This window comes from Nocardia yunnanensis (assembly GCF_003626895.1).
In the GTDB taxonomy this organism is placed as follows: domain Bacteria; phylum Actinomycetota; class Actinomycetes; order Mycobacteriales; family Mycobacteriaceae; genus Nocardia; species Nocardia yunnanensis.
The window spans coordinates 4,073,484-4,097,683 of record NZ_CP032568.1 but is presented as its reverse complement, the minus strand read 5'-3'; the positions used below and the strand labels follow the sequence as shown (position 1 = coordinate 4,097,683).

General features: G+C 69.0%; 21 protein-coding genes. 10 read left to right on the top strand and 11 right to left on the bottom strand.

Features of this window, described 5'->3' with window-relative positions:
- Positions 1–128: 128 nt before the first annotated feature.
- Positions 129–1,517, top strand: coding sequence for an alpha/beta fold hydrolase (locus D7D52_RS19210; protein ID WP_120738318.1), 1,389 nt, complete (start codon positions 129–131; stop codon positions 1,515–1,517).
- Positions 1,518–1,592: 75 nt separating this feature from the next.
- Positions 1,593–2,210, top strand: a complete 618-nt coding sequence (locus D7D52_RS19205) for a class I SAM-dependent methyltransferase (protein ID WP_120744257.1) — start codon at positions 1,593–1,595, stop codon at positions 2,208–2,210.
- Between the two features lie 3 nt (positions 2,211–2,213).
- Here D7D52_RS19205 and D7D52_RS19200 read toward each other — a convergent pair whose 3' ends face one another.
- The 3 genes from D7D52_RS19200 to D7D52_RS19190 form a co-directional block, all read right to left on the bottom strand.
- Complete coding sequence (locus tag D7D52_RS19200) at positions 2,214–2,612, bottom strand: VOC family protein (protein ID WP_120744256.1); 399 nt, start codon at positions 2,610–2,612, stop codon at positions 2,214–2,216.
- A 125-nt stretch (positions 2,613–2,737) separates the two neighbouring features.
- Complete coding sequence (locus tag D7D52_RS19195; RefSeq protein ID WP_120738316.1) at positions 2,738–3,424, bottom strand: response regulator; 687 nt, start codon at positions 3,422–3,424, stop codon at positions 2,738–2,740.
- Positions 3,406–5,097 (bottom strand): ATP-binding protein, encoded by a 1,692-nt coding sequence (locus tag D7D52_RS19190; protein ID WP_246023155.1) that lies wholly within the window; start codon positions 5,095–5,097, stop codon positions 3,406–3,408. Before D7D52_RS19190 ends, D7D52_RS19195 begins: the two co-directional genes overlap by 19 nt.
- 160 nt (positions 5,098–5,257) lie before the next feature.
- On the opposite strand from D7D52_RS19190, the gene D7D52_RS19185 reads away from it, so the two are divergent.
- From D7D52_RS19185 to D7D52_RS19175, 3 genes are read left to right on the top strand one after another with little or no spacing between them, the layout of a single operon-like run.
- The gene (locus D7D52_RS19185) at positions 5,258–6,112 is read left to right on the top strand and encodes an ABC transporter ATP-binding protein (RefSeq protein ID WP_120738312.1); all 855 of its coding nucleotides are present in this window, start codon (positions 5,258–5,260) and stop codon (positions 6,110–6,112) included.
- The gene (locus D7D52_RS19180; RefSeq protein ID WP_162958406.1) at positions 6,102–7,004 is read left to right on the top strand and encodes an ABC transporter permease; all 903 of its coding nucleotides are present in this window, start codon (positions 6,102–6,104) and stop codon (positions 7,002–7,004) included. The genes D7D52_RS19185 and D7D52_RS19180 overlap by 11 nt, the downstream gene beginning before the upstream one ends.
- Positions 7,005–7,007: 3 nt before the next feature.
- Positions 7,008–8,060: an ABC transporter substrate-binding protein gene (locus D7D52_RS19175; RefSeq protein ID WP_120738307.1), complete on the top strand. Its 1,053-nt coding sequence runs from the start codon at positions 7,008–7,010 to the stop codon at positions 8,058–8,060.
- A gap of 46 nt (positions 8,061–8,106) precedes the next feature.
- Here the strand turns inward: D7D52_RS19175 and rarD are convergent, their stop codons facing one another.
- Positions 8,107–9,003 (bottom strand): EamA family transporter RarD, encoded by an 897-nt coding sequence (gene rarD, locus D7D52_RS19170; protein ID WP_120744255.1) that lies wholly within the window; start codon positions 9,001–9,003, stop codon positions 8,107–8,109.
- A gap of 166 nt (positions 9,004–9,169) precedes the next feature.
- Between rarD and D7D52_RS19165 the strand changes: the two genes are divergently transcribed.
- Positions 9,170–11,620, top strand: coding sequence for a cation-translocating P-type ATPase (locus D7D52_RS19165; RefSeq protein WP_120744254.1), 2,451 nt, complete (start codon positions 9,170–9,172; stop codon positions 11,618–11,620).
- A gap of 144 nt (positions 11,621–11,764) precedes the next feature.
- Complete coding sequence (locus tag D7D52_RS19160; RefSeq protein WP_120738305.1) at positions 11,765–12,592, top strand: PhzF family phenazine biosynthesis protein; 828 nt, start codon at positions 11,765–11,767, stop codon at positions 12,590–12,592.
- A 15-nt stretch (positions 12,593–12,607) separates the two neighbouring features.
- On the opposite strand, the gene D7D52_RS19155 is transcribed toward D7D52_RS19160, so the two are convergent.
- Complete coding sequence (locus D7D52_RS19155) at positions 12,608–13,519, bottom strand: ADP-ribosylglycohydrolase family protein (protein WP_120738303.1); 912 nt, start codon at positions 13,517–13,519, stop codon at positions 12,608–12,610.
- A 177-nt stretch (positions 13,520–13,696) separates the two neighbouring features.
- Between D7D52_RS19155 and D7D52_RS19150 the strand changes: the two genes are divergently transcribed.
- Positions 13,697–14,491 (top strand): acyl-[acyl-carrier-protein] thioesterase, encoded by a 795-nt coding sequence (locus tag D7D52_RS19150; RefSeq protein WP_162958405.1) that lies wholly within the window; start codon positions 13,697–13,699, stop codon positions 14,489–14,491.
- Between the two features lie 17 nt (positions 14,492–14,508).
- Here D7D52_RS19150 and D7D52_RS19145 read toward each other — a convergent pair whose 3' ends face one another.
- Genes D7D52_RS19145 through lspA form a run of 3 tightly spaced genes read right to left on the bottom strand, consistent with a single transcriptional unit; the run spans position 14,509 to position 16,767 of the window.
- On the bottom strand, positions 14,509–15,171 hold the full coding sequence (locus D7D52_RS19145) for a hypothetical protein (RefSeq protein WP_246023154.1): 663 nt from the start codon (positions 15,169–15,171) through the stop codon (positions 14,509–14,511).
- A gap of 13 nt (positions 15,172–15,184) precedes the next feature.
- Complete coding sequence (locus tag D7D52_RS19140; RefSeq protein ID WP_120738301.1) at positions 15,185–16,111, bottom strand: RluA family pseudouridine synthase; 927 nt, start codon at positions 16,109–16,111, stop codon at positions 15,185–15,187.
- On the bottom strand, positions 16,108–16,767 hold the full coding sequence (lspA, locus tag D7D52_RS19135) for a signal peptidase II (protein WP_120738299.1): 660 nt from the start codon (positions 16,765–16,767) through the stop codon (positions 16,108–16,110). The genes D7D52_RS19140 and lspA overlap by 4 nt, the downstream gene beginning before the upstream one ends.
- A gap of 77 nt (positions 16,768–16,844) precedes the next feature.
- Here lspA and D7D52_RS19130 point away from each other — a divergent pair, with 77 nt between their 5' ends.
- On the top strand, positions 16,845–17,852 hold the full coding sequence (locus tag D7D52_RS19130) for a hypothetical protein (protein WP_246023152.1): 1,008 nt from the start codon (positions 16,845–16,847) through the stop codon (positions 17,850–17,852).
- Positions 17,849–18,553: a hypothetical protein gene (locus D7D52_RS19125; protein WP_120738297.1), complete on the top strand. Its 705-nt coding sequence runs from the start codon at positions 17,849–17,851 to the stop codon at positions 18,551–18,553. Before D7D52_RS19130 ends, D7D52_RS19125 begins: the two co-directional genes overlap by 4 nt.
- 69 nt (positions 18,554–18,622) lie before the next feature.
- Here D7D52_RS19125 and D7D52_RS19120 read toward each other — a convergent pair whose 3' ends face one another.
- From D7D52_RS19120 to D7D52_RS19110, 3 genes are all read right to left on the bottom strand, one after another.
- Entirely contained in the window at positions 18,623–21,916 is a 3,294-nt protein-coding gene (locus D7D52_RS19120; RefSeq protein WP_246023151.1) for an arabinosyltransferase domain-containing protein, read from the bottom strand.
- 118 nt (positions 21,917–22,034) lie between these two features.
- A complete protein-coding gene (locus D7D52_RS19115) occupies positions 22,035–22,541 on the bottom strand; it encodes a WKL family lipoprotein (RefSeq protein WP_187703010.1) in 507 nt (168 codons plus the stop codon).
- Positions 22,542–22,762: 221 nt separating this feature from the next.
- Positions 22,763–24,088: a DNA polymerase IV gene (locus tag D7D52_RS19110; protein ID WP_120738291.1), complete on the bottom strand. Its 1,326-nt coding sequence runs from the start codon at positions 24,086–24,088 to the stop codon at positions 22,763–22,765.
- Positions 24,089–24,200: the final 112 nt, after the last annotated feature.

Genomic DNA, 24,200 nt, shown 5'->3' with positions numbered 1-24,200 from the left:
GTACGAGCGCAAGGTGACGCCGGGCAATGATCGGATCGGGAGAGTTATCGGCCTTGCCGCAGTGGTTATTTCGAGTGTCCGGTTCGGGATGGGCTCGTTACCTCCGGCGAGGTGCGTAGGCTGGCGTCATGCGTACGCTGCGGTCGGTGCTGCTGGCTGGGTTCGCCGTCGTCGCCCTGGTGACAGGGTGCTCGTCGTCGCCGCAGGCGACCGCTCCGCCCCCGGTGACCGGGGATTTCCACGGCACCATCGAGATTCCCGACCATCCGCTGGCCGTGGGGGTGAGCTTCGCGCCGGACGCCAAGGCCACCGTCGACATTCCGGTGCAGGGCATTCAGGACAAGGCGCTCAGCAATGTGAAGGCGGATGCCGACGGCGTGTCCTGGACGGTCACCAAGATCCCCGGAAATCCCTCGTACCAGGGCAAATACAATAAGGCCACGGACAGCATCCAGGGGACGTTCACCCAGAACGGCCAGGGCTTCCCGCTGAACATGACCCGCGGCAAGGTCGAGGGGCCGCCGCGTCCGCAGGAACCCAAGCCGCCGTTCCCGTACAAGTCCGAGGACGTCAGCTACCCCAGCGGCGCCCTCACCATCGCCGGGACGCTGACCGAACCCGCTACCGGCGGCCCGTTCCCGACCGTGGTGCTGATCAACGGCAGCGGCCCCAACGACCGCAACGAGGAGATCCTCGGCCACAAGCCGTTCCTGCTGCTGGCCGACACCCTCACCCGCGCCGGGTACGCGGTGCTGCGCACCGACAAGCGCGGCGTCGGCAAGACCGGCGGGAACCTCGACACCGCCAGCTATCAGGACCTCACCGACGATATCGCCGCGGGAATGACGTTCCTGCACGGGCGTTCCGAGATCGACGCCAAACGCATCGGCCTGCTCGGGCACAGCGAGGGCGGCTATCTCGGCCCGCTCTACGCGTCGCGGCCCGACAGCGGCGTCGCCTTCGTGATCATGATGGCCGGGCCCGCGGTGCCCGGTTCGGATGTGCTGGTGGAACAGAACCGCCTGATCCTCACCGCGCAGGGCGCGACGCCCGAGGAGGTCGACAAGCAGGTCGCGTTCTCCTCCACCCTGTCCACCTTGCTGACCAAGGGCGATCTCGAGGCCGCCAAGACCTATGTGCGCCAGCACAATGACGAGCTGCCCGCCGACAAGAGGCTCTCGGAGGAGGACATCGACGCGCTGGTGACGCCGTACATGGCCGCGCTCGTCGGCTACGATCCGGCGCCGGCGCTGTCGGCGCTGCGGGTGCCGGTGCTGGCCTTCTACGGCACCAAGGATCTGCAGGTGCCGGCCGCGCAGAGCGAAGGTCCGGCGCGCGCGCTGCTGGCCGGTGACCCGGATGCCACCGTGCACGTCTTCGACGGGCTCAACCATCTGATGCAGCCGGCCGGCACGGGCAGCCCGCAGGAGTACGCCACGATCGAGACCACCATCGATCCGCAGGTGCTGACCTTCGTCACCGGCTGGCTGACCCAGCGTTTCCCGCCGGCGCACTGAACCGCCGCGGCGGTGGGCTCGTGGCCTTCTCGAGCACGCATGGCGTGTGACCGTTTCGCTTGAAAGAGTGGTGTGGTGGGAATCTACGAAGATCGGGTCGTGCCCAGGCTCGTCGACCTGTGCTGCGGGACCAAGCTGCTGAATCCGGAACGCACGCGGACCTGCGCCGGGCTGCACGGGCGGGTGCTCGAGATCGGCTTCGGCTCCGGGCGCAATGTCCCGTTCTATCCGGAGGCGGTGAAGTCGGTGAGCGCGGTCGAACCGGCCGATCGCGGCTGGCAGCTGGCCGCCGAGCGGGTGGCCGCGTCCAGCATTCCGGTGGAACGTTCCGGGCTGGACGGGCAGCGGCTGCCGTTCGCGGACGACAGTTTCGATTCCGCGCTGTCGACCTGGACGCTGTGCACCATTCCGGATGTCGAGGCCGCGCTCGCCGAGGTGCGCCGAGTCCTGGTGCCCGGCGGCACTTTTCATTTCGTCGAACACGGCCTCGCCCCCGATGCGAACATCGTGAAATGGCAGCACCGGCTGAACCCCGTGCAGAAGGCGCTGGCCGGTGGCTGCCACCTCAACCGCGATATTCCTGGACTGGTCGAAGGCGCGGGTTTCGAGATCCGCGAGATCGACCGCTACTACCAGCAGGACGGACCGAAGCCGTGGGGCTTCCTGTCGCTGGGAGTCGCGGTGTCCGCGTAGGGATTACGCGGGCCAGCCACCGTACGGGACGGTGATCAACTCCAGATAGTGGCCGACGGGATCGAGGAAATAGATCCCCCGGCCGCCGTCATTGTGGTTGACCTGGTTGACGCCCTGCTGACGCGGATCGGCCCAATAGGTCAGACCGTATCGCTTGATCTTGTCGTAGGCGGCGTCGAATTCGTCCTCGGACACCAGGAAGGCGTAATGCTGCGGTTGCGGCTCACCCTCGAAACCCGGTGGCAGAGTGGCGAAATCGAAGGTGACGCCATTGCCGACCACGAGCGGTAGGAACGGACCGTACGGCGTGCCCACCGCCAGCCCCAGAATGTCCGCCCAGAATTCGGCGGAGACTCGATTGTCGCGGCACGCGACGATGGTGTGGTTGAACTGGATAGTGATAGGAATTCTCCTGTACTCGTGGCGATCCCGACCCTGGACCGGTACAAGTCGGCCGACAGGAGCACCGCCACGGGATCGACGGTAGCCATTTTTCCGCGACTTCGCCAAGCCCCGTGTGCGGACGGTCACAGCCTCCGGGGGCGGGGTGCGGAGTACTCCTGTTCGGGGCGGCCGGTGCTGCCGTAGCGCAGTTGCATGCGCAGGTCGCCCAGGCCGACCAGGTTGGCCAGGTAGCGCTGGGCGGTGGCGCGGGAGATGCCGATGGCGGACGCGATCTGGGCGGCGGACATTGGGGTGGCGGACTCGCGAACGGCTTGCAGGACCAGGTCTTTCGTCGGGGAGGCGGCGACCGGGCCGGGTGCTGCGGCGGCCGCGGGTGCGGCCGGGCGCAGGGCCAGCAGTGCGGCATCGACGTCGCCGGCGGTCACCTCCGGGGCCTCGAGCAGGCGGCGGTAGCGGGCGTATCCGGCCAGCCGGGCGGCGAGTGCGGCGTGGTCGAACGGCTTGACCAGATATCCGAACGCGCCGGCCGTGATCGCGGCTCGGATCGTTGCCGATTCCGTTGCGGCGGTGAGCATCATGGCGTCGCAGCGGAGCTCGCGCACCAGCTCCACCCCCGAGCCGTCCGGCAGGTACACATCCACCAGCGCCAGGTCGAAATCCTGTTCGGCGAGGGCTTTCCGGGCCGCCGCCAGGCTGCTCACCGTCGCGCCCACCGTGAATCCCGGGAGCGCCGACACGATTCCGGCATGCATATTGGCCACGCGAAAGTCGTCGTCGACGACCAGCACGCTCAGCTCTCCGCGGCCCACACCGCCTCCTGTTCCGATAGCACACCCGGCATCCGGGCAATGAATTCCGCTCCCCGCAAAGGCTTCTCGCCTCCGGCTGCACCACCGGGATCCGCCAGCCGCACCTCACCGCCGCGCGCCCGCGCCACCTGCCGCGCCAGCGCCAGCCCGAGTCCGCGCCCGCCCGGGCCGCCGCCGGCCTTGGTCGAAACGCCTTCGGCGAACAACGAATCCCTCACCTCGGGCACTACGCCGCCACCACCGTCGGCCACCACGATGTGCAGCGTCTCCCCGTCCCGCACCAGTTCGACCTCGACCACCGGCTCGGAGCGGTCACCCGATGCGGCGTCGACGGCGTTGTCGACGAGGTTGCCCAGGACGGTCGTGACGTCCACGGGGGCGGTCAGATTCGCGTCGACCCAGGTGTTGGGGCCGAGGCGGAGGTGGACGCCCTGTTCGCGGGCGTGGGCGGCCTTGGCGGAGAGGAAGGCTTGCAGGTAGGGGTCGCGGATGGCGTCGATGCCGGGCAGGGCCGCGCCCAGCGGGCCGGAGCCGAGGAGTTCTTCGAGGTAGCGGGCGGCCTCGTCGGGGCGGCCGGTGTGCAGCAGGCCGTTGAGCAGGTGCAGGCGGTTGGCGAATTCGTGACGCTGGGCGCGCAGGACGGTGCTCATGGAGGAGACGGCATCCAGTTGGCGGGTGAGGGATTCGACGTCGGTGCGGTCGCGGACGGACAGGACCGCGCCCAGGGCACGGTGATCGCGGGTGACGGTGCGGGCGGTGACCACCACGATGCGCTCCCCGACCGCGGCCTGCACCGGCCGGCCGTCGGCGGTCCGGAAGGCTTGCAGCACACGGGGAGTCAGGCCGATCGACTCGACGTCGCGGCCCGGCTCCGGGTCGATGCCGAGCAACCGGCGGGCCTCGTCGTTGACGACGGTGACCCGGGATTTCGCGTCCACGGCGACCACGCCTTCGCCGATGCCGTGCAGCACCGCGTCCTGCTCGCGGACCAGATCCGCCAGATCCGACGGTTCCAGACCCAGCGTGAGCCCATGCCAGCGACGAGCCAGCAAAATCGATCCAGCGATGCCGGCCAGCAGCGCGCCGCCGATCAGCAGGCCGGCCCGGCGCAGATCGCTCAGCAGTCGATCACGCACCGCGGCCGTCGAAATGCCCACGCTCACTTCACCGGCCACCGATTCGCCATTGGGCGCGAACACCGGCACCTTGGCGCGCACCGACTCCCCCAGCGTGCCGTGTTCCCGAATGACGTACTCGGTGCCGCCGAGCGCCTTGGTGGGGTCGGTGCTGACCATCTCGCCGAGCCGGTCGCGGTCCGGATGCGCGAGCCGGATGCCCGCGTCGTCGGTGATCACCACGAACAACGCGTCGGTGCGCATGCGGGCGTCGTCGGCGACGCGCTCGAGCTCGCCGTGCGCGAGTTCGTCCTTCAGACCCGGGCCGGGCCGCAGTGCGGTGCCCGCGTAGCGCGCGACCTCCGCGCGGACCTCCAGGTCCGCGGCGACGGTGCGGGCGATGGCGAGGGCGCGCTGCCCGTACTCACCCGACAACCGCTGGCCGCTCGTATAGGCGAAGACCCCGAACGCCAGGCCGAGGGCCAAGCCCACCACCGCGATCTGCAACAGCAGGATCTGGGTCCGGAGACGGACGGAGCGGGGGCCGAGCGAGAACACGGCCGACAGTGTAGACAACGGCCCGCAAACCCATGAGCAGAATGCGCAAAACGGTCGAATCGTCGCTTGTGTGACTTGCGCGCACAACCGGACGACATGTGACCCGGCACACGTAGCTTCGGTCCAACGCCGCAGCGGCGGCACGAAAACAGGAGCGGTAATGAGCACAACGACCACTGAGCGCAGTGACGCGCCTTTGATCGAACTGCGCGGTGCGACCAAGCGGTTCCCGGGCAACAACGGCGGCATCCACACCGCCGTACGGGATCTGAACTTCACCGTCGCGGCCGGCGAATTCGTCGCCGTCGTCGGCCCCACCGGCTGCGGCAAGTCCACCACGCTGTCGCTGGTCTCCGGTCTCGAGCCCGCCTCGGCGGGACGAACCCTGGTGCGCGGCACGGATGTTCGCGGCATTCCCGAGGGTGTCGGCTACATGTTCCAGCAGGACGCCGTGCTGCCGTGGAAGTCGGTGCTCGACAATGTGGCGCTGGGCCCGAAGTTCCGGGGCGTCGGCAAGGCCGAGGCCCGCGACCGGGCGGCCCGCTGGGTGCGCACGGTCGGGCTGGCCGGGTTCGAGAACTACTACCCGCATCAGCTCTCCGGCGGTATGCGCAAGCGGGTGGCGCTGGCGCAGACGCTCGTCAACGACCCCGAGATCATCCTCATGGACGAGCCGTTCAGCGCCCTGGACGTGCAGACCCGCCAGCTCATGCAGGACGAACTGCTGCGGGTGTGGTCCGGGACGGACGCGGCGGGCCGGGAAAACCGCAGGGCCGCGGTCATCTTCGTGACCCACGATCTGGAGGAGGCCATCGCCCTGGCCGACCGGGTGGTGGTCATGACCGCCTCCCCCGCCACCGTGTGCGGCGATTTCCGGGTCACCCTGGAGCGCCCGCGCAATGTCGAGGAAGTCCGCCTCACCGAGGAATTCCGCGACCTCTACAAGGAAATCTGGGAAACGCTGCGCGATCAGGTCGAGGCGGCCCGCACGAAGGGAGCGGCCAGTGTCGCTTGAGACCACCGCGGCAGATGCCATCCGGGAAACCGCTTCCACCGCACCGGAGTTCGAGGTCGAGACCGAGGAGCAGATCCTCGCGCGGGTGCGCGCCAACGCCCGCCGTGACAAGATCCGCACCTGGGGCCTGCGCACCCTGATCGTGGTGCTCTGGCTGGGCGCGTGGGAACTCACCGCCACCTACTGGATCGACCCGTTCTTCTACTCCAAGCCGTCGCTCATCTGGGACCGGCTGGTCGAATGGTTCAGCGAGGGAACACAGTTCGGCTCCATCTGGCTGCAGCTGTACACCACCGTGCAGGAGGCCGTGCTGGGCTTCGCCATCGGCACCGTCGCCGGTGTCGTACTGGGTGTGCTGCTGGGTCGTTCCCGCTACTGGGCGGATGTGCTGGCCCCGTTCATCAAGGCGCTCAACGCGGTTCCCCGCATCGTGCTGGCCTCGCTGTTCATCATCTGGTTCGGCCTGGGCCTGCAGTCCAAGGTGGCGACCGTGGTGGTGCTGGTGTTCTTCGCGGTCTTCTTCAACGCCTTCACCGGCGCTCGCGAAGTGGACGGCAATGTCATCGATAATGCGCGGATTCTGGGCGCGACGCGGCGGCAGGTGCTCGGCTCCATCGTGCTGCCCAGCGCCACCACCTGGATTCTGTCCTCGCTGCACACCGCCTTCGGCTTCGCGCTGATCGGCGCGGTGGTCGGCGAATACGCCGGAGCCAGCAAGGGTTTGGGACTGCTGATCAGCAATGCGCAGGGCACCTTCGACGCCGCCGGCATCTACGCGGGCATGATCATCATCACCGTGGTGGCGCTGGTCGCGGAATGGCTGATCGGCGTGGCGGAGAACCGGCTGCTGAAATGGCGTCCGTCCCAGGCGTCGTCGGGCCACGGGATCTGAGCCATGAGATACCGCAAGCACCTCGCGCTGATCCTGCTGGCCGTCGCCTCACTGCTGCTGGTCACCGGCTGCCGCGACTCCCGCACCATCCCGACCAGCGGCGGGCGGCCGCAGATCACCATCATGGTGGGCGGCCTGGAGAAGGTCATCTATCTGCCGGCCATGCTCACCGAGAAGCTGGGCCTGTTCCGCGCCAACGACATCGACGTGCGGCTGCTGGGCGAGCAGTCCGGCGCGACCGCCGAGACCGCCCTGCTCACCGGCGACGTGCAGGCCGTGGTCGGATTCTACGACCACACCATCGACCTGCAGGCCAAGGACCAGTGCCTGAAAACGGTCGTGCAATTCGCCGACGTGCCCGGCGAAGTAGAGCTGGTGTCCAAGCAGGACGCCGAGACCATCAAGTCCCCCAAGGACTTCCGGGGCCGCAATCTGGGCGTCACCTCGCTGGGCTCCTCCACCGACTTCCTCACCCAGGCGCTGGCCGGGCAGGCCGGACTCGGCACCTCCGACTACACGCGGGTGAAAGTCGGTGCGGGACAGACCTTCATCGCGGGCATGAACCACAACGGCATCGACGCCGGCATGACCACCGACCCGACCGTCGCCAAGATGGTGACCTCCGGCGACGCCCGGGTACTGGTCGACATGCGCAACGAACAGGGCACCCGAGGGGCACTGGGCGGACTGTATCCGGCCGCGTCGCTGTACATGCGCTGCGAGACCGTCGCGAACCATCCCGACATCGTGCAGAAACTGGCCAACGCCTTCGCCGGAACGTTGCGGTGGATCAAGACCCACACCCCCGAGGAGATCGCGGCCAAGATGCCCAGCCAGTACGCGGGCGGCGATCCGAAGCTCTACGTCAAGTCCATCGCCGACTCGATCAGCATGTTCAACGGTGACGGGTTGATGAAACGCGAAGGGGCGGAGAACGTGCTGCGCATTCTCGGTCAGTACTCGCGCAATGTGTCCCCGGTCCGTGACCGCATCGACCTGAACGCCACCTACACCAACGAATTCGTGGAGAAGGCCCAGGGCGCGCGCCAGCCCTGACCGGCCCCGGCGGACCGCACACCACATGAGGGGGTGTGCGGTCCCGCTATTTCCGGCGCGAGCGCCGCAACGCGTCCCCGGTGAAGATGGCCAGGGCCAGCCAGATCAGCGCGAAACCGGCCCAGCGGAAGGCGGGCATGGGTTCGTGGCCCACCGCGACACCCCAGGTCAGCTGCAACGCGGGCGTCAGATATTGCAGAATTCCCATGGTGGACAACGGCACTCGCGGCGCGGCCAGGGCGAACAACACCAGCGGCACCAGGGTGACGGGACCGGTCAGCATGAGCAGGCCGGTATGCGGCAGGGACGCACCGAAGGTCGCGTGGCCGGTGACGGCGATGACGATCACGGCGATCAGCGCGAACGGCGCGGCGGCCAGGCCCTCCGCGGCCAGACCCGGCAGGGCGTCGAGCCGGATCACCTTCTTGACCAGACCGTAGGTGGCGAACGAACAGGCCAGCACGAGCGCGATCCACGGCGGCCGCCCGTAGTCGACGGTGATCACGATGACCGCGGCCGCGCCCAGCGCGAGCGCGACCCACTGCGGCGCCCGCAGCTTCTCGCGGAAGATCAACACACCGAAGGCCACCGTGACCAACGGGTTGATGAAATAGCCGAGCGCGCATTCGACCACGTGATGCGAGATGACCCCGTACACGTAGGTGCCCCAGTTCAGGGAGATCGCCGCCGACGCGACCGCCGCCAAGCGCCAGGTCCGGGCGTCGATGCGCCGCAACTCGCCGATCCGCCCGGCCACCAGCATCGCCAGCAGCGACACCACCAGCGTCCAGAGAATCCGCTCGGCGAGCACCTCCCCCGCGCTCGCGAAGGACAGCAGGCCGAAGAAGGCGGGGAACAGCCCCCACAGGAAATACGCGCCGACGCCGAAGGCGATCCCCGAATCGCGAGTTCCGTGCGAGGCCGGCCGATCGGGCCGGGCCAGTTCGACCGCTGCGTTGGCATCCCCGGGTACTTCGGTCACCCGATCACGTTAGCCCGCGCAAGGACTCCGCCGACACCCGATACATCCGATGATCCCTGCATCACTCTCCGGCGCGTGCCCACCAGCTACGGTCCAGTTTCTTTGATCGCCCTTTACTGTGGAGGGCATGTCGATTACTGCGCAGGCAGCTAGTCCACCCAGTCCCCCCGCGCTGGGACTCTCCGCCGACGAGGTGGAACAGCGGCGGCGGGACGGCCGCACCAACGATGTGCCCGAACGGGCCAGCCGGTCGGTCGCCGAGATCGTCCGGGCGAACGTCTTCACCCGGATCAACGCCATTCTGGGTGTGCTGTTCGTGCTGGTGCTCGCCACCGGTTCGCTCATCGACGGCATGTTCGGGCTGCTGATCATCGCCAACAGCGCGGTCGGCATCATCCAGGAGATCCGGGCCAAGAACACCCTGGACAAGCTCGCCATCGTCGGGCAGGCCAAACCGGTGGTGCGCCGCGAGGGCAAACCGGTCGAGGTGTCCCCGCAGGAGATCGTGCTCGACGACATCATCGAACTCGGGCCCGGCGATCAGATCGTCGTCGACGGCGAGGTGGTGGAGGCCGAACTGCTCGAGGTCGACGAGTCGCTGCTCACCGGCGAGGCCGACCCCATCGACAAAACCGTTGACGCGCAGATCATGTCGGGCAGCTTCGTGGTCTCCGGCAGCGGCGCCTACCGGGCCACCAAGGTCGGCAAGGACGCCTACGCCGCCAAGCTCGCCGACGAGGCCAGCAAGTTCACGCTGGTGAAGTCCGAGCTGCGCAGCGGTATCGACACCATTCTGAAAGTCATTACCTACCTGCTGATTCCGGCGGGCCTGCTGTCGATCTACAACCAGCTGGTGTCGTCCAAGGAATCCTGGCGGCCGGCGGTCAACGGCATGGTGGCGGCGCTGGTGCCCATGGTGCCCGAGGGCCTGGTGCTGATGACCTCCATCGCCTTCGCGGTCGGCGTGGTGCGCCTGGGCGCGCGCAAGTGCCTGGTGCAGGAGCTGCCCGCCATCGAGGGGCTGGCCCGCGTCGACGTGGTGTGCGCCGACAAGACCGGCACGCTCACCGAGAACGGCATGCGGCTGGCCGAGATCCGGCCGGTCACCTCCGACGGGGCAGGACCCAACGACGAGAACACCCTACGTCAGGTGCTGGCCGCGCTCGCCGCCGACGATCCGCGACCGAATGCCTCCGTGCTCGCCATCAAGGAGGCGCTGCCGGACGCGCCGGGCTGGCGCTCGACCGGGGTCGCGCCGTTCTCCTCCGCCAAGAAGTGGTCCGGCATGTCCTACGGTGAGCACGGCAACTGGCTGATGGGCGCGCCGGACGTGCTGCTGGAGTCGGGCTCCGAAATCGCCGACACCGCACAGGAAATCGGGGCCGAGGGGCTGCGCGTGCTGCTGCTGGCCAGCAGTGACAAACCGGTGGACGCGCCCGACGCACCCGGGCAGGTGACCCCCGCCGCACTGGTGGTGCTGGAGCAGAAGGTGCGCTCCGATGCCAAGGAGACGCTGGAATACTTCGCCTCCCAGCATGTCTCGACCAAGGTCATCTCCGGTGACAACGCGGTGTCGGTCGGCGCGGTCGCGTCCTCGCTGGGCCTGACCGGCGGTGGGGAGGCGGTGGACGCGCGTACCCTGCCGACCGACCAGAACGAGCTGGCGGATGTGCTGGACCACAAGACCGTATTCGGACGCGTGCGGCCGGACCAGAAGCGCGCCATGGTCTCCGCGTTGCAGTCGCGCGGGCACACCGTGGCCATGACCGGCGACGGTGTCAACGACGTGCTCGCGCTCAAGGACGCCGACATCGGCGTCGCCATGGGTTCGGGCAGCCCGGCCACCCGGTCGGTGGCGCAGATCGTGCTGCTGGACAACAAGTTCGCCACGCTGCCCTACGTGGTCGCCGAGGGCCGCCGGGTCATCGGCAATATCGAGCGGGTCTCCAACCTGTTCCTCACCAAGACCGTGTACTCGGTGGTGCTGGCGTTCCTGGTCGGCATCGCCGGCATCGGATCACAGATTTTCAGCTACAAGGCGATCGGGTATCCGTTCCTGCCGCGGCACGTGACGATCGCGGCCTGGTTCACCATCGGCATTCCGGCGTTCATCCTGTCGCTGGCCCCCAACAACGAGCGGGCCCGCACCGGATTCGTCGGGCGCGTCATGCGTTTGGCGGTGCCGTCGGGCACGGTGATCGGCGTGATGACGTTCATCTCCTACCTGATCGCGTACAAGGGACCGGACGCCGGGGAGACCGCGAAGGTGCAGGCGGGCACGACGGCGCTGATCACGCTGCTGATCGTCGCGGTGTGGGTGCTGGCGATCGTGGCGCGGCCGTGGAACTGGTGGAAGATCCTGCTGATCGTGGGTTCCGTTGTGGGATACCTGATCCTGTTCTCGGTCCCGTTCACCCGGCACTTCTTCAAACTCGATCCGTCCAACGTGGCGCTGACGACCTCGGCCGTCGTCTGCGGTGCGATCGGCATCGTGCTGGTCGAGGCGGCGTGGTGGCTCAGCGCCAAATATCTCGGCGAGTCGCCGCACACGCGCGCGGCCACGGCCGAGACCGACTGACCGACAACCCAATTCGAACCCGGGGCCACCTGGCCCCGGGTTTTTTCTCGCGCGTGCCCGAGAATCGAATTGGTCGCATGGTTTGGCTCGCCGTTGCGTTCACCGTTCTGGGCAGGCGATGCGAACGCAGGTACCTTGTGCCCCATGGAGGTCCTGCTGCATCAGCTCGACGCATTCGCCGACGCGCCGTTCTCCGGCAACCCCGCGGCCGTCATGCCGCTGTTGTCGTGGCTGCCCGACGACCTGCTGCAGCGGCTAGCCGAGGAGAACAATCTCGCCGAGACCGCCTTCTATACTTCCGCGCTGCCGCCGGAAGCGGGTGCGCCGCCGGACAACTCGCCCGCCTTCCACCTGCGCTGGTTCACGCCCACCGTGGAGGTCGAGTTGTGCGGGCACGCCACCATGGCGGCCGCGGCGCAGATTCTCGACGATATGCATCCCGGCGCGGATCGCGTCCACTTCTTCACGCGCAGCGGCTGGCTGCGGGTGGATCGTGATCGTGACGATCTGGTGCTGGATCTGCCGTCGGTGTCCTCGGTGGAAATCGATGTGCACGAGGATATTCCGCGCCGGCTCGCGCACGCGCTGGGCGTGCGCCCGCTGCGCGCCTTCGAGGGCACCGATGTGGTGCTGTTCGTGACCGCCGAGGACGAGGTGCGCGCCTCCCACCCCAACTTCTCGGCCTTCCCGGCCATGAAGCGGGCCGCGATCATCACGGCGGAGGGCGACGAAGTCGACTTCGTCTCCCGGGTTTTCGCGCCCGGTCAGGGCATTCCCGAAGATCCCGTGACCGGTTCCGCGCACGCCCAGCTGACCCCGCTGTGGAGTCGCGAACTCGGCCGCACCACGCTCGACGCCCGCCAGCTCAGTCGCCGCGGCGGCGCGCTGCGCTGCGCGCTGTCCGGCGATCGGGTGCGCCTCACCGGCCGTTGCCGGCGGTACCTGGACGGCGTGGTTCGCCTGCCGGACTGAGGGATTCGGGCGCGGTCAGCGTTCGGTGATGCGGCGGGCGAGGGCGGTCAGATCCTCGGCCCCCAGCCCCGGATAGCCGTGCAGCAGCGACAGCCATTCCGCCGGGATGGCCGAGGCGCCCCAGCGGGCGCCGAGCAGGCCGCCCGCGATGGCGGCGGTGGTGTCGGTGTCGCCGCCCGCGCGCACGGCCAGTTCCAGTGCGGCGGGCAGGGTTTCGGCATGGGTGATGGCCCACCACGCGGTCTGCAGGGCGTGCACGACCCAGCCGTTGTTGGCGAAGTCGGCGGGGCCGCCGGATTCGGCCTTGTCCAGCAAGGGTTCCCAGAAGCCGGTGTCGACCTGCGAGAGCGCGTCGCGCAGGCCGTCGTAGGTGCCGTGCAGGACGGCGTGGCGGATGGCGAGGGTCCAGAGCTTGCAGGCCTGCATGGCCTGCATGTCGTAGTGGGTCAGGGAGCTGACGAGTTTGGCTGCCTTCCCGCACCTTTCGGGATCGTCGAGATAGGCCAGCGCCACCGGCGCGGTCCGCATGAGCGAACCATTGCCCGCCTTGAGGCCGGGCAGATCGTGCGCGCGCATCTGCATGGCGCGCCCGCCGGTATCGCGGTGTTCGAGCACCTGGCGGGTCTGATTGCCGATGTCCTTCGGCCCGGAATCCCACCAGGCGACGAATTCCGCGGCCACCGCGTCCAAACCCGCCGGGGAGCAGATGTCGCCGATCGCCGCCGCCGCGCGCGCCACCGCGACCGCCATGGCGGTGTCGTCGGTCCACTCGCCCGGGGCCCATCGGAACGCGCCGCCGCCCTTCATCCGGATCTCCACGTCCGGGCCGGGATGGGTGAACTCGTAGCCCGCGCCCAGCGCGTCGCCCGCCGCCGTGCCCAGCAATACCCCGGCGGCCCGGTCGGCCTGCTCCGGCGTCAAATCCATCTGCGCTCGCCTCTTCTGTTCCGATGCGTCCACGATGCGTCCCCATCGATCTATCACGACGGTACTCATCGCGCGGGCACGCCGATCCGGCCGGCCGCCGTCTTTACGGGTTCTGCACTATCGTTCAAGCGCGCCCTCCCCGCCACTCGGATGGAAGATCCGGAGGTTCTGCCGATGATGAACCAGCTCGTAGATCGACCCACCACCCCCACCACCCCCACCGCGTCCCCGCTGGAACTGCCGCTGGCCCCCGTGCCTGCGACCGGTCACATCTTCGACGTCACCCGGCGCCTCGGCACCGTCGACATGGACGAGAACCAGCATCTGCGCATCGACGGCATCGCCCGTCACCTGCAGGACGCGGGCGTCGATCACCTCGTGCACACCGGCGCGCTCGAATCCCATCCGCACTGGATCGTGCGGCGCACCGTCATCGATGTGCTGCGCCCGATCACCTGGCCCGCCCAGTTGCGCATTCGCCGCTGGTGCTCGGGCATCTCCCCGCGCTGGTGCACCATGCGCGTCCGCATCGACTCCGACACCGGCGGTCTCGTCGAGACCGAGGGCTTCTGGATCCACATGAACAAGGACACCATGAGCCCCTCCCGCGTCGCCGACGAGTTCTTCGACCTCATGTGCACCACCACCGACGACCGCCGCCTGCGCTGGAAGCAATGGCTCGACGCGCCCCTGCCCGCGACCCCCGGCACCCGGTTCCCCTTGCGCCGCACCGACACCGACCACTTCCAGCACATCACCAACACCGCCTACTGGCACGCCGTGCACGAATTCACCGCCGACACGACCGATCTCCTCGCCGGCCCGCACCGCTTCGTCCTCGAGTACAACAAGCCCATCCGCTACGGCGAGGCGCTCGACATCCACGCCGACCGCGTCGACGACGCCGTCACCGTCTGGTTCTCCGTCGACGGCGACATCCGGGCCATCGCCCAGCTGCGCCCCGCGACGTAGCGGCCGGCAGCATCGGGTCAGTTCTGGGGGACGGGGCCGTCGTCGGGGCTGGGGCTGGCCGAGACCGTTTGTTCGGGCAATAGCGGAGACACCGCGAAGACACCGGCGGACGCATCGGCGGGGAGGGCTTCGACGGCGCGGATTCCGCTGTGGGAGGCGAGGTTTCGAAGCTCGGTGAGCGGGCCCGCGAGAACGATGCCGACCGCGCAGGCGCAGTCGGCGCGCAGCCGCACGGCGACCAGGGCTTTCACCTGGCCGGAGCGGTCGTCGTAGGTGGCGGTGGATTCCATTTGGGCGGCAGCGGCTTTCACCGAGGCGACGGCGGTGTCGATGCCGGCCGGGACGCCGATGGTGATGATCGGCGTCGCGACGCGATCGACGGGGACGTGGTAGACGACCTCCGAGATCCGCAGGCCGCCGGTGAATTCGGGGATGCGGTCCGCGGTGATGCCGGCATCGAAGGACAGCAGCGCCCAATGGGCGGCGGAGTCGTTGCCTTCCAGGGATTTTCGGGCCCGGGTCAGGTAGTCGGCGACCGGCTCACCGCTTTCCGGGCCGAGGCGGTCGGTGGAGATGATGGCGGCGCGGGGCGGGACGGCCCAGCCCAGCACGACGATCAGGATCGCGAACAGGGCTGCGGCCGCGCCGATTCCGGCGCGCCGCAGCGTCGGGGTGGCCACCGCGGGGCTCCGATCAGTGGGCGCGCAGGACGTCGAGGGCGTGTTCGAGGTCGGCGGGGTACTCGCTGGTGATCTCGATCCAGCGGCCGTCGGCCGGATGGTTGAAGCCCAGCTGGCGGGCGTGCAGCCACTGCCGTTCCAGCCCCAGGCGCTCGGCCAGGCGGGGGTCCGCGCCATAGGTCAGGTCGCCGCAGCAGGGGTGGCGCACGGCCGAGAAGTGCACGCGGATCTGGTGGGTGCGACCGGTTTCCAGGTGGATGTCGAGCAGGCTCGCGGCCTGGAACGCCTCGACGGTGTCGTAGTGGGTGACCGACGGCCGGCCGTCCGCGGTGACCGCGAACTTCCAGTCGTTGCCGCGCGCCCGGCCGATCGGGGCGTCGATGGTGCCGCTGGAAGGATCCGGATGTCCTTGCACCAGAGCGTGATAGCGCTTCTCCACGGTGCGGTATTTGAACGCGCGCTTGAGCTGGGTGTAGGCGTGCTCGGACTGGGCGACCACCATCACCCCGGAGGTGCCGACGTCGAGCCGGTGCACGATGCCCTGCCGCTCATGGGCTCCCGAGGTGGAGATGCGGTAGCCCATGGCCGCCAGCCCGCCCACCACGGTCGGCCCGCTCCAGCCGACACCCGTGTGCGCGGCCACCCCGACGGGCTTGTCGACGGCCACGATGTCGTCGTCGGCGTAGAGGATCTTCATCCCCTCCACCGGCGTCGCCTCCACCGTGAGTTCCCGCTTGGGCTCGGGGAATTCGACCTCCAGCCACGCCCCGGCCGTCAGCCGATCCGACTTGCCGGCCGCGACGCCGTCGAGCTGGACGCCGCCCTCCTCGGCCATGGTCGCCACCGCGGTGCGCGAAAGTCCGAGCAGCCGCGACAGTCCGGCGTCGACACGCATGCCGTCCAGCCCGTCCGGCACGGGCATGCTGCGAGTTTCCCTCATGCCGTCTCCCCCTCCGTGTTCGAGGCCGCCTGCTGCCGGTGCATGCGCGTGCCGTCGGGTTCGAACCCGAACACCGTCAAGGCCACCAGCAGCACCGCGCCGCACACGATCGACGAATCGGCCACATTGAACACCGGCCACCAGCCGACCGCCACGAAATCCACCACATGCCCCTGCAGCGGGCCGGGGGCGCGGAACAGGCGATCGATGAGATTGCCCAGCGCCCCGCCCAGCACCATGCCCAGCCCGATGGCCCACGGCAGCGAACGCAGGGTGCGGCCGATGCGGATGACACCGATCGCCACCGCCGCCGCGATCAGGGTCAGCAGCCAGGTCATGCCGGTGGCCATGGAGAAGGCGGCGCCCGAATTGCGGTAGAGGGTCAGCCGCGCCCAGTCGCCGATCAGATAGATCGGCTTGCCGGGCGTCATGGTGGCGACCACGATGGTCTTGGTCAGCAAATCCAGTCCGAGCAGCACCGCGGCGATGATCAGCAGGGCGCGCAGCCGCCGCGGCTGAGGCGCGGCGGCGTCCTCCGTCGCGGGCGACGAATCGGGTGCGGTTGCGGGCGACGTGTCGGGTGCCGATGCTGGCGACGTGTCGGGTTCCTCGGCGCCGGATTCGCGCGGCCGGTCGGTACTCACGCCTGTCATCATTCCCTATCCCCGACAGCCGACTCCGCCGGTGTCGTGATCCCAGCTGTTTTTCAGGTACGCGCCGTAACCTGTTCGACGTGACGGTGTTGTCTTCCTCCCCCAGCTCGGCGCACGCCACCGCACGCTGTCCGGGCGCCCCGCGCCCGCCGCGGCGCGGACCGGGCGCCCGCACCGCGCGCTCGGGGGTGCTGCTGCTGGTTCTCGCCATGACGCTGACCGCGTTCGGAGTGGGGTGCAGCGATACCGGGGAGCGCACGGTCGAATCCGACGGCACCGAGCCGGTGGGCGTCAACAAAGAGGTCACCATGCCCATCGAGGCCGTGACCACCACCATCGTCGATCCGGGCGCCGAACCCCGCGGCTCGCTGCGGCGCACGCTGGAGCCGGGCACCACCCAGCAGGTAACGCTGAGCACCGACCATCATGTCGAGCAGCAGATCAACAGTCAGGCGCTGCGCGACATCTCGCCGCCCGCCATGACCATTCCGCTGACCGCGCAGGCCGGCAACGACGGCGTCGAACTGACCCTCGGCAATGTCACCTCCTCCGATCCCAATCTGGCCAAGGCGCTGCTGCCCGCCGACGGCTCGCATGTCGGATTCGACGTGAGCGAACTGGGCGCGATCACCGCCTTGAAGCTGGCGCCCAAGCCCTCCACCCCCGACACCGCGCGCGCCGCCCTCGAGCAGGCGTTCTATCAGGCGGTGTACCAGTCCATCGCGTTCCCGGCGGAGCCGGTCGGGGTGGGCTCGGTGTGGACGGTGCGGCAACAGGTTTCCGGCAGCGTGCCGCTCGAGCAGGTCACCACCTGCACGCTGACCGCCCGCGACGGCAACCAGCTCAGCATCGAGCTGAATGTGACGCAGACCCCGAAATCGACTGTCTGGCATCTGCCCAACGAGGCGGGCCAGCTCGAGATCGTCGACTACCTCATGCACGGCACCGGCACCATCGCCGTGGATCTGGGCCTGCCGCTACCGGTTTCCGGCAGCGTCCAGGTCGGCGGCAATCAGACCTACCGTGATCCGAACAGCGCGGTGACCCTGCGCCAGACCCTGCGCACGGAGGTGCAGTGGGGAGCGTGACACGGTTCGCGCTGCTGGCGGGCGCGGTCGCGCTGACCGTCGGCGCGTGCGGCAACCACAAGGACTCCGCGCCCGCGCTGCCCGGCCTGGGACCGACCGTGCAACCGGCCCGGACGCCCGGCGGCGCAGCGGTTCCCGACCAGTACACGCTGCGCTCGAACCTGCTGGACGCCTCGCAGCTGCCCGCCGGATTCACCCCGCTCGACGATCCGCCGCCGGGCAATACCGGGGGCGCGGGCGGCAAAACCGATCCGCCGCAATGCGCCAACGTGCTGGCCGCCATCGCCGCGCAGGCGCCGGGCGCGGCCGCGCAGGCGGCGGCGCAGTTCGCGGGACAGAATTTCGCGTCGGTGGACGTCGATGCCGCGTCCTACGCCAACGGCGGTGCCGCGCAGGCGTTCTCGGCCGCGCAGCAGCTGGTGCGCGGCTGCACCAGGTACTCCGGCAAGGACGCCGACAACACCAAGGTCGACTTCCAGGTGGGCGGTCTGACCCAGCCGCAGGCCGGTGACGGGTCGGCGTCGTTCCAGGTGCGCACCACCAGCGACGGGCTCACGCTCTACACCGATGTGAGCATCACCCTGGTCGGGTCGACGGTCGTGCAGATCGCCTACTCCGATTCCAAGGAACCCGATCCGCAGCAGCTCAGCGCGATGACCGCGGCGCAGGTGCGCAAGCTGCGCGGAGCCGCCGGACCCTAGATCACCAGGCCGCCAACGTGATCCGCCCCCGTCTCCGGCGTGGAGACGGGGGCGGATCGCTGTGTGGGGCTACTGCCAGCCGGTGACGTTGATCGGTCCGGGGCTGTAGAGGCCCGAGCGGGTGTCGGTCGTCACGACCGGCTTCGCGGTCTGCGCGGAATTGTCGATCCGCTCCAGCTTCTGGAGTTCGCCCCAGTCCCGGCGCGGGTCGTCGCTGAGGAAGGTCGCGTAGGTGACCGGCTTGAGCAGCATCGAACTCCAGCCGAGCGCGCCGCCGCCGTCGTGGCTCTGCCACAGCGTCGTCATGGCCGCGCCGCCCCGGTCGGGCAGGATGCGGTAGTCCGGCACCTCGGCGATGCCGTCGAGATGATCGAACGGCCGCTGGCACGGGAACTGCAGGCCCACTTCCCAATCCAGCAGGACCGGCTTGTCCTTGCCGACGAAGTCCTGCAGCGTGACCGTCTGCGGAATCCGCGGCGGGGTCAGCGCCACCCACTGTTTGGCGTCGCTGTCGCGGTCCTCGGCGATCAGGCGAATCGCGGTGGCCTGCGGCGGGATCTCGCTCAGCGGCACCCGCAGATTGCGCCAGCTCGGCGCGGGACCGATATCGATCGGGGTGACCCGGCCCTGCGCGGCCACCTCGCCATTGGCACCCGGCACGCCGTATTCGACCTCGACCGATTGGCCGGGGGTGACGACGCCGTCCTTGTCCACCGAGCGAATCCGCCCGGCCGCGGTGACGGCGATGATGCCGGCGCGATCCTGCGCGGGCAGGCTGTACCAGCCCGTCGTCAGCGTGGAGACCGACTCGGCGCTGTTGTTGCTGCCCAGCATCGGGGTGTTGGCGTCCAGCCCGAAAGGCAGTGGCGCGGTGGTGGTTCCGTCCACGGTGGTGCTGGAACGGCCGCTGACCGCGCTGGCCACGTTGCCGCCGTTGTCGGCCTCGTCGTCGGCGCGCAGATCGCCGACGCCCTTGGGGGAGAAGCCGATCGCGTTCGCGGTGAAAGTGCCCAGGGCGTCGCCGTCGATCGGCTTCAGCATGCCCTTGTTCGGATCCTGTTCCACCAGGACGTCATTGGCCAGACCGCACGGCTTGCCGAGCAGGGAGTCCACATTCGAACGCGCCAGCGAGTACGCGGGGTACTGCACGATCGCGCCCTTGGCCAGCGAGGCCACCTCGAACAGCACCATGAACGCGGCCGCGACCGTCAGCGGCGGCAACGCCACGAAACGCCAGCCCGCCTTCGAGATCCGGTGCGGCCCGGGCCGATGCGGCGCGCGGATGTGGAACCAGCCGGCCAAGCCCAGCAGGAGCAGGGCCAGCGCCAGGAAGATCTTGTCGAAGCCGATCCCGGCCAGCACCGGCGACTTGTCGTTCCACGAGATGGACCAGTTGGAGACGTACCACCAGCCGTTCAAACTCGAGAAGCTCACCGCCAGAACGAAAGCCATCACCGCGGCGAACAGGGCCCGGTTGCGCGGCGAGCGCAGCACCCGCGGTCCGACCGCCACCGCCGCCAGCACCGCCACCACACCCGCGATGCCGGCGTAGATGCCGTTGTGGTGGGTCCACTTGGTGGGCGTGGTCATCATCAGCAGCATCACGCCGACGCCGGTGCCCAGTACCCGTTTCACCGGTCCGGGCGCGGTGAACGGGATGCGGCCGCCCTTGCGCAACAGCACGAACGTGCAGACCAGCAGCCCGATCCAGAACGCCAGCATGCCGAAGCGCCGCGCCAGCGAGCCGTCGATGGTCGGCATGAAAAGGTATTGGTAGCGAATGTATTCGCCGTCCCAGTGCACATTGGGTCCGATGAGATCGTGCACGCGGCGCATCTCGAACATCGACGACAGCGGCTGATCGGCGAACATGATCGACAGCACCACCGCGCCGGCCGCCAGCAACGGCACGGCCAGGGTCAGGTACGCGCCGAAACGGGCGCGCAGCACGGTGAGACCGCTCGCGCCCGGCGGCACGGGCCTGCTCAATTCGCTTGCGCGCCTGTCGATGATCCGCCACACCGGGCGGACACCCGCCAGCAGCGGCGCGAAACAGATGATGCCGGACGGGCCGACGGTACAGCTGAACGCGCCGACGGTGATGGCGCTCCCGTACGGCAGCAGCCGGCCGGTCGCGATCGCGCGCTCCACCGACACCCAGGTCAGCAGCAGCCCCAGCGCCACCAGCGGTTCCGGGCGCAGACCGTTGTTGTAGGGCAGCCAGACGGCCAGGAAGCCCAGCGCACCGGTCCACACCGCGATCCGGTCGCGCCGAATGCGCGCGCCCAGCCGGGGAATCACCTCGCGGCTGAGCACCAGCCAGATGGTGATACCGCACAGCAGGGCGGGCAGGCGCATCCAGATGCTGGCCGGGCTGATCTGCGCCATATGGCCGATCAGGTCGTAATACGGTGTGCCGACCGGGGTTTCGGGGACGCCCAGGTAGCCGAAGTAGTTGGCCATGTACCCGGCGTGGATCGAGGCGCGGCCCATGCCGTACTGGTAGCCGTCGTCGGAGGTGGTCGCGCCGATGAAGTGCCACAGGATCAACGTGCCGAGCACCACCGCGTCGACCGGCTCGAGACTCCACCAGTGCCGCGGCAGGAAGCGGCGGCTGCGGCGACCGTCGAGGCGGTCGAGCCGGTGCAGCGCGAACAACGCGACCAGGGTGGCGAGGATGGCGGTCCAGATGGCGACGCGCTTGAGAGTGCTCGGCGTGGAGGTGAAGCGGGAGTCCACCTGGGCGGTGACCGTGGCGCCGTCGGAGACCGTCAGATCGCTGAACACGCCGACCAGCTGCGGGCGGTAATCACCGTTCAGCGTGACCGGGGCGACCGTGGCGCCGGTCAGGGTGGCGGTGGTGGCCGTCATATCCGAGTGGACGGTGAGAGCGCAGCCCGCCGGCAGCTGATCGGTGGGAATGCTCACCAGCGTCTTGTGATGGGTGATCGCCTCGAGCTTGCCGGGGGTGCTCACCCCGTCGGCGGTGGCGGCCGCGGTGACGCGGGCCACGAAACCGTAGCGTTCGAGATCCGGCGCGCCATTGGGCGCGGTGGCGGCGAGCGTGCCGCCCTTGGCCCCCAACTGGGTCACCGCCGTACAGGGAATGGTGGCATCGAAGGTCAGGGGTGCGTAGGACACCAGCGGAGCCTCGATGCTCTGCGTCGAATTGCCCTGCGGCCAAGTCACAATCGTGTGATCGACCTTCACGGGTAGCAATGGCACCGCCAGTGCGGCGAGCACCGCCACCAGGCCGGCGATCAGAGCGAGCGGCCGGGCCCATCCCCCTCGAATCCGTCTCTCGGGTTCAGCACCAGCACTCCCGGCGGAATCCTGCCCCGCCTTCTCCAACACGTCGGTCACGACCGACGATCCTAAGCGGAACTCACCATCCGCCGCTCCCCCCTGTCCACCTTCACAGCCAATCCCCTCCCCGTCCGGGCCCGGCATCGCGCGCGATGCCGGGCCGGTCCCGCGAGAACTAGCTGGTGCAGGCCGGGGAAGTCTGGTTGGCCAGCTGCAGCGCGTTGCAGATCCACTCCTTCTGGACCTTCCACTTGCCGTCCTCGGCCACGAACGGCACGGTGACCTGCTGCGGCTGACCGCCGTTGACGGCGATGGTGCCGTCGGCGGTGAGGGTGCCGTTGCCGAGATCGGTCACATTCGTGACGGTGATGGTGGCGTTGTTCTGCTTGTATGCCTCGGCCAGGCGGCTGGGCAGCGACGGGTCGGCCGCGACGCCCTGCATCATGTCCAGCTTCTCCGAGTCCGGCACGCTCGGGTCGAGCGCCTTCTGCAGCTCCGCGTTCAGATCCGCCGCGCTCGGGGCCGGCGGGTAGTTGCCCTGCGCGGCCGAGGTGGTCTGCGAGGTCGAGGTCTTGGCGGGCTTGCTGTCCTTCTTGTCACCGCTGCCACACGCCGACAGCCCGAGTACGGTCACGACGGCCAGAGCGGCGACCGCGATGCGTCCAGTCTTCTGAAACTTCAACTGCTCGTCCTTTGCGTTCGAGTAGGTCCGTTCGACAATGTGACAGCTATACCCAAACCCCGGGGCGCCGCACGACTGGCGACACTACCAACGCCGCGTCACGGAAACCGCCTTCGTCCGTGATGGCGCGGCATTTTCAGTCTGAATCCTCATAATTGGCGCAAATATGCCGCAGCGGTATCACCGCAGGCCGACGTGGGTCACACCCCGCGCCACCGAAGTCATTCCAGACTGGCGAGCGGGTCGGCGCGGCGCAGGTCCGCGTCCTCGGCGGCGAAGGTGCGCGCCGGACCCGGTCCCGTCGAACGGGTTTCGAAGCGCACGGTCACCACGCCGTGGCCCGCGCCCTGCACCCAGCCGTGCCCGTAGTCGGGATGCTCGACATCGAGCCCGGGATACCAGTTTCCGACGGCATAGGAGCGAGTTGCGGGCGGCACCACCGCTTCCGGCGCCTCCGGCACCGCGAACACCGGCTCCTCCGACACCACGCCGTCCGGGGCGACGGTCTGATCCAATTCCGGGAACAACGACTCCTGCCGAATTTCCGACAAACCCGCGAAACCCACGCCCACCAGGCGAATTGGACCGATCTCCGCCGGATCCAGGGCCGAGCGCTGGGCGGCGGCGGTGAGGGTGATCAGATCCTCGGTGGCGTAGGGCAGCGTCGAGGAACGGGTGAGGATGCTCATATCGGCGCGTTTGAGTTTCAGCACCACCGTGCGCGCCGCCCGCCCGTCGGCCGCCAGCCGCCGATGCGCCGCGGCCGCCATCCCCTCGATGGCGGGCCGCAGCTGGGCGAGGGTGAGAATGTCTGTCTCGTAGGTGGTTTCGGCGCTGATCTGCTTGGCCTCGGCGCGCTCGGCCACCGGCCGGTCGTCGATGCCGCGGGCCAGGCGGTGCAGCGCCACCCCGATGCTGCCGCCCAGGATCGAGGAAGCCTCGGATTCCGGCAGCGCGGCCAGCGCCCCCACCGTCTCGATTCCCAGTGAGCGCAAACGGCTTTCGGCGACCGGGCCGATGCCCCACAGTTTGCGCACCGGCAGCGCGGACAGGAACCGGTCCTGTTCGGTCGCCGGAATCACCCGCACGCCATCGGGTTTGGCCAGTCCGGAGGCGATCTTGGCGAGCTGTTTGCCGCTGCCCGCGCCCACCGAGGCGACCAGGCCGGTGCGCTCGCGCACGGATCGGCGCAGCTCCTCACAGAATTCGAGGACTCGCTGCGGCGTGGCGCCGGCGAGTTCGGCGGGCTCGCCGAACGCCTCGTCGAAGGACAGCGTCTCGAGCACCGGGATCTTCGCCCGCAGCGTCTCGAACACCTGCCCGCTGAGTTCGCCGTACACCACCCCGCGCGGCGGGATCACCACCGCCGCGCCGCCGACCAGCCGTCGCGCCTGATGCATGGGCATGGCCGAGCGCGCCCCGAACACGCGCGCCTCGTAGCTGGCCCCGGCCACCACGCCGCGCCCGCCCATGCCGCCCACCAGGACCGGGCGCCCGCGCAGGGTCGGGCGGGTGAGCTGTTCCACCGAGGCGAAAAAGGCGTCCATATCGATGTGCAGCACCCAGCGGCGCTGTCCCGCGGCCCGGGTTCCACTGTCTCCACCAGGCACGATGCCCGGGTTCGTGGAATCGGCGGACGTATTCACACCGGGAAATCTA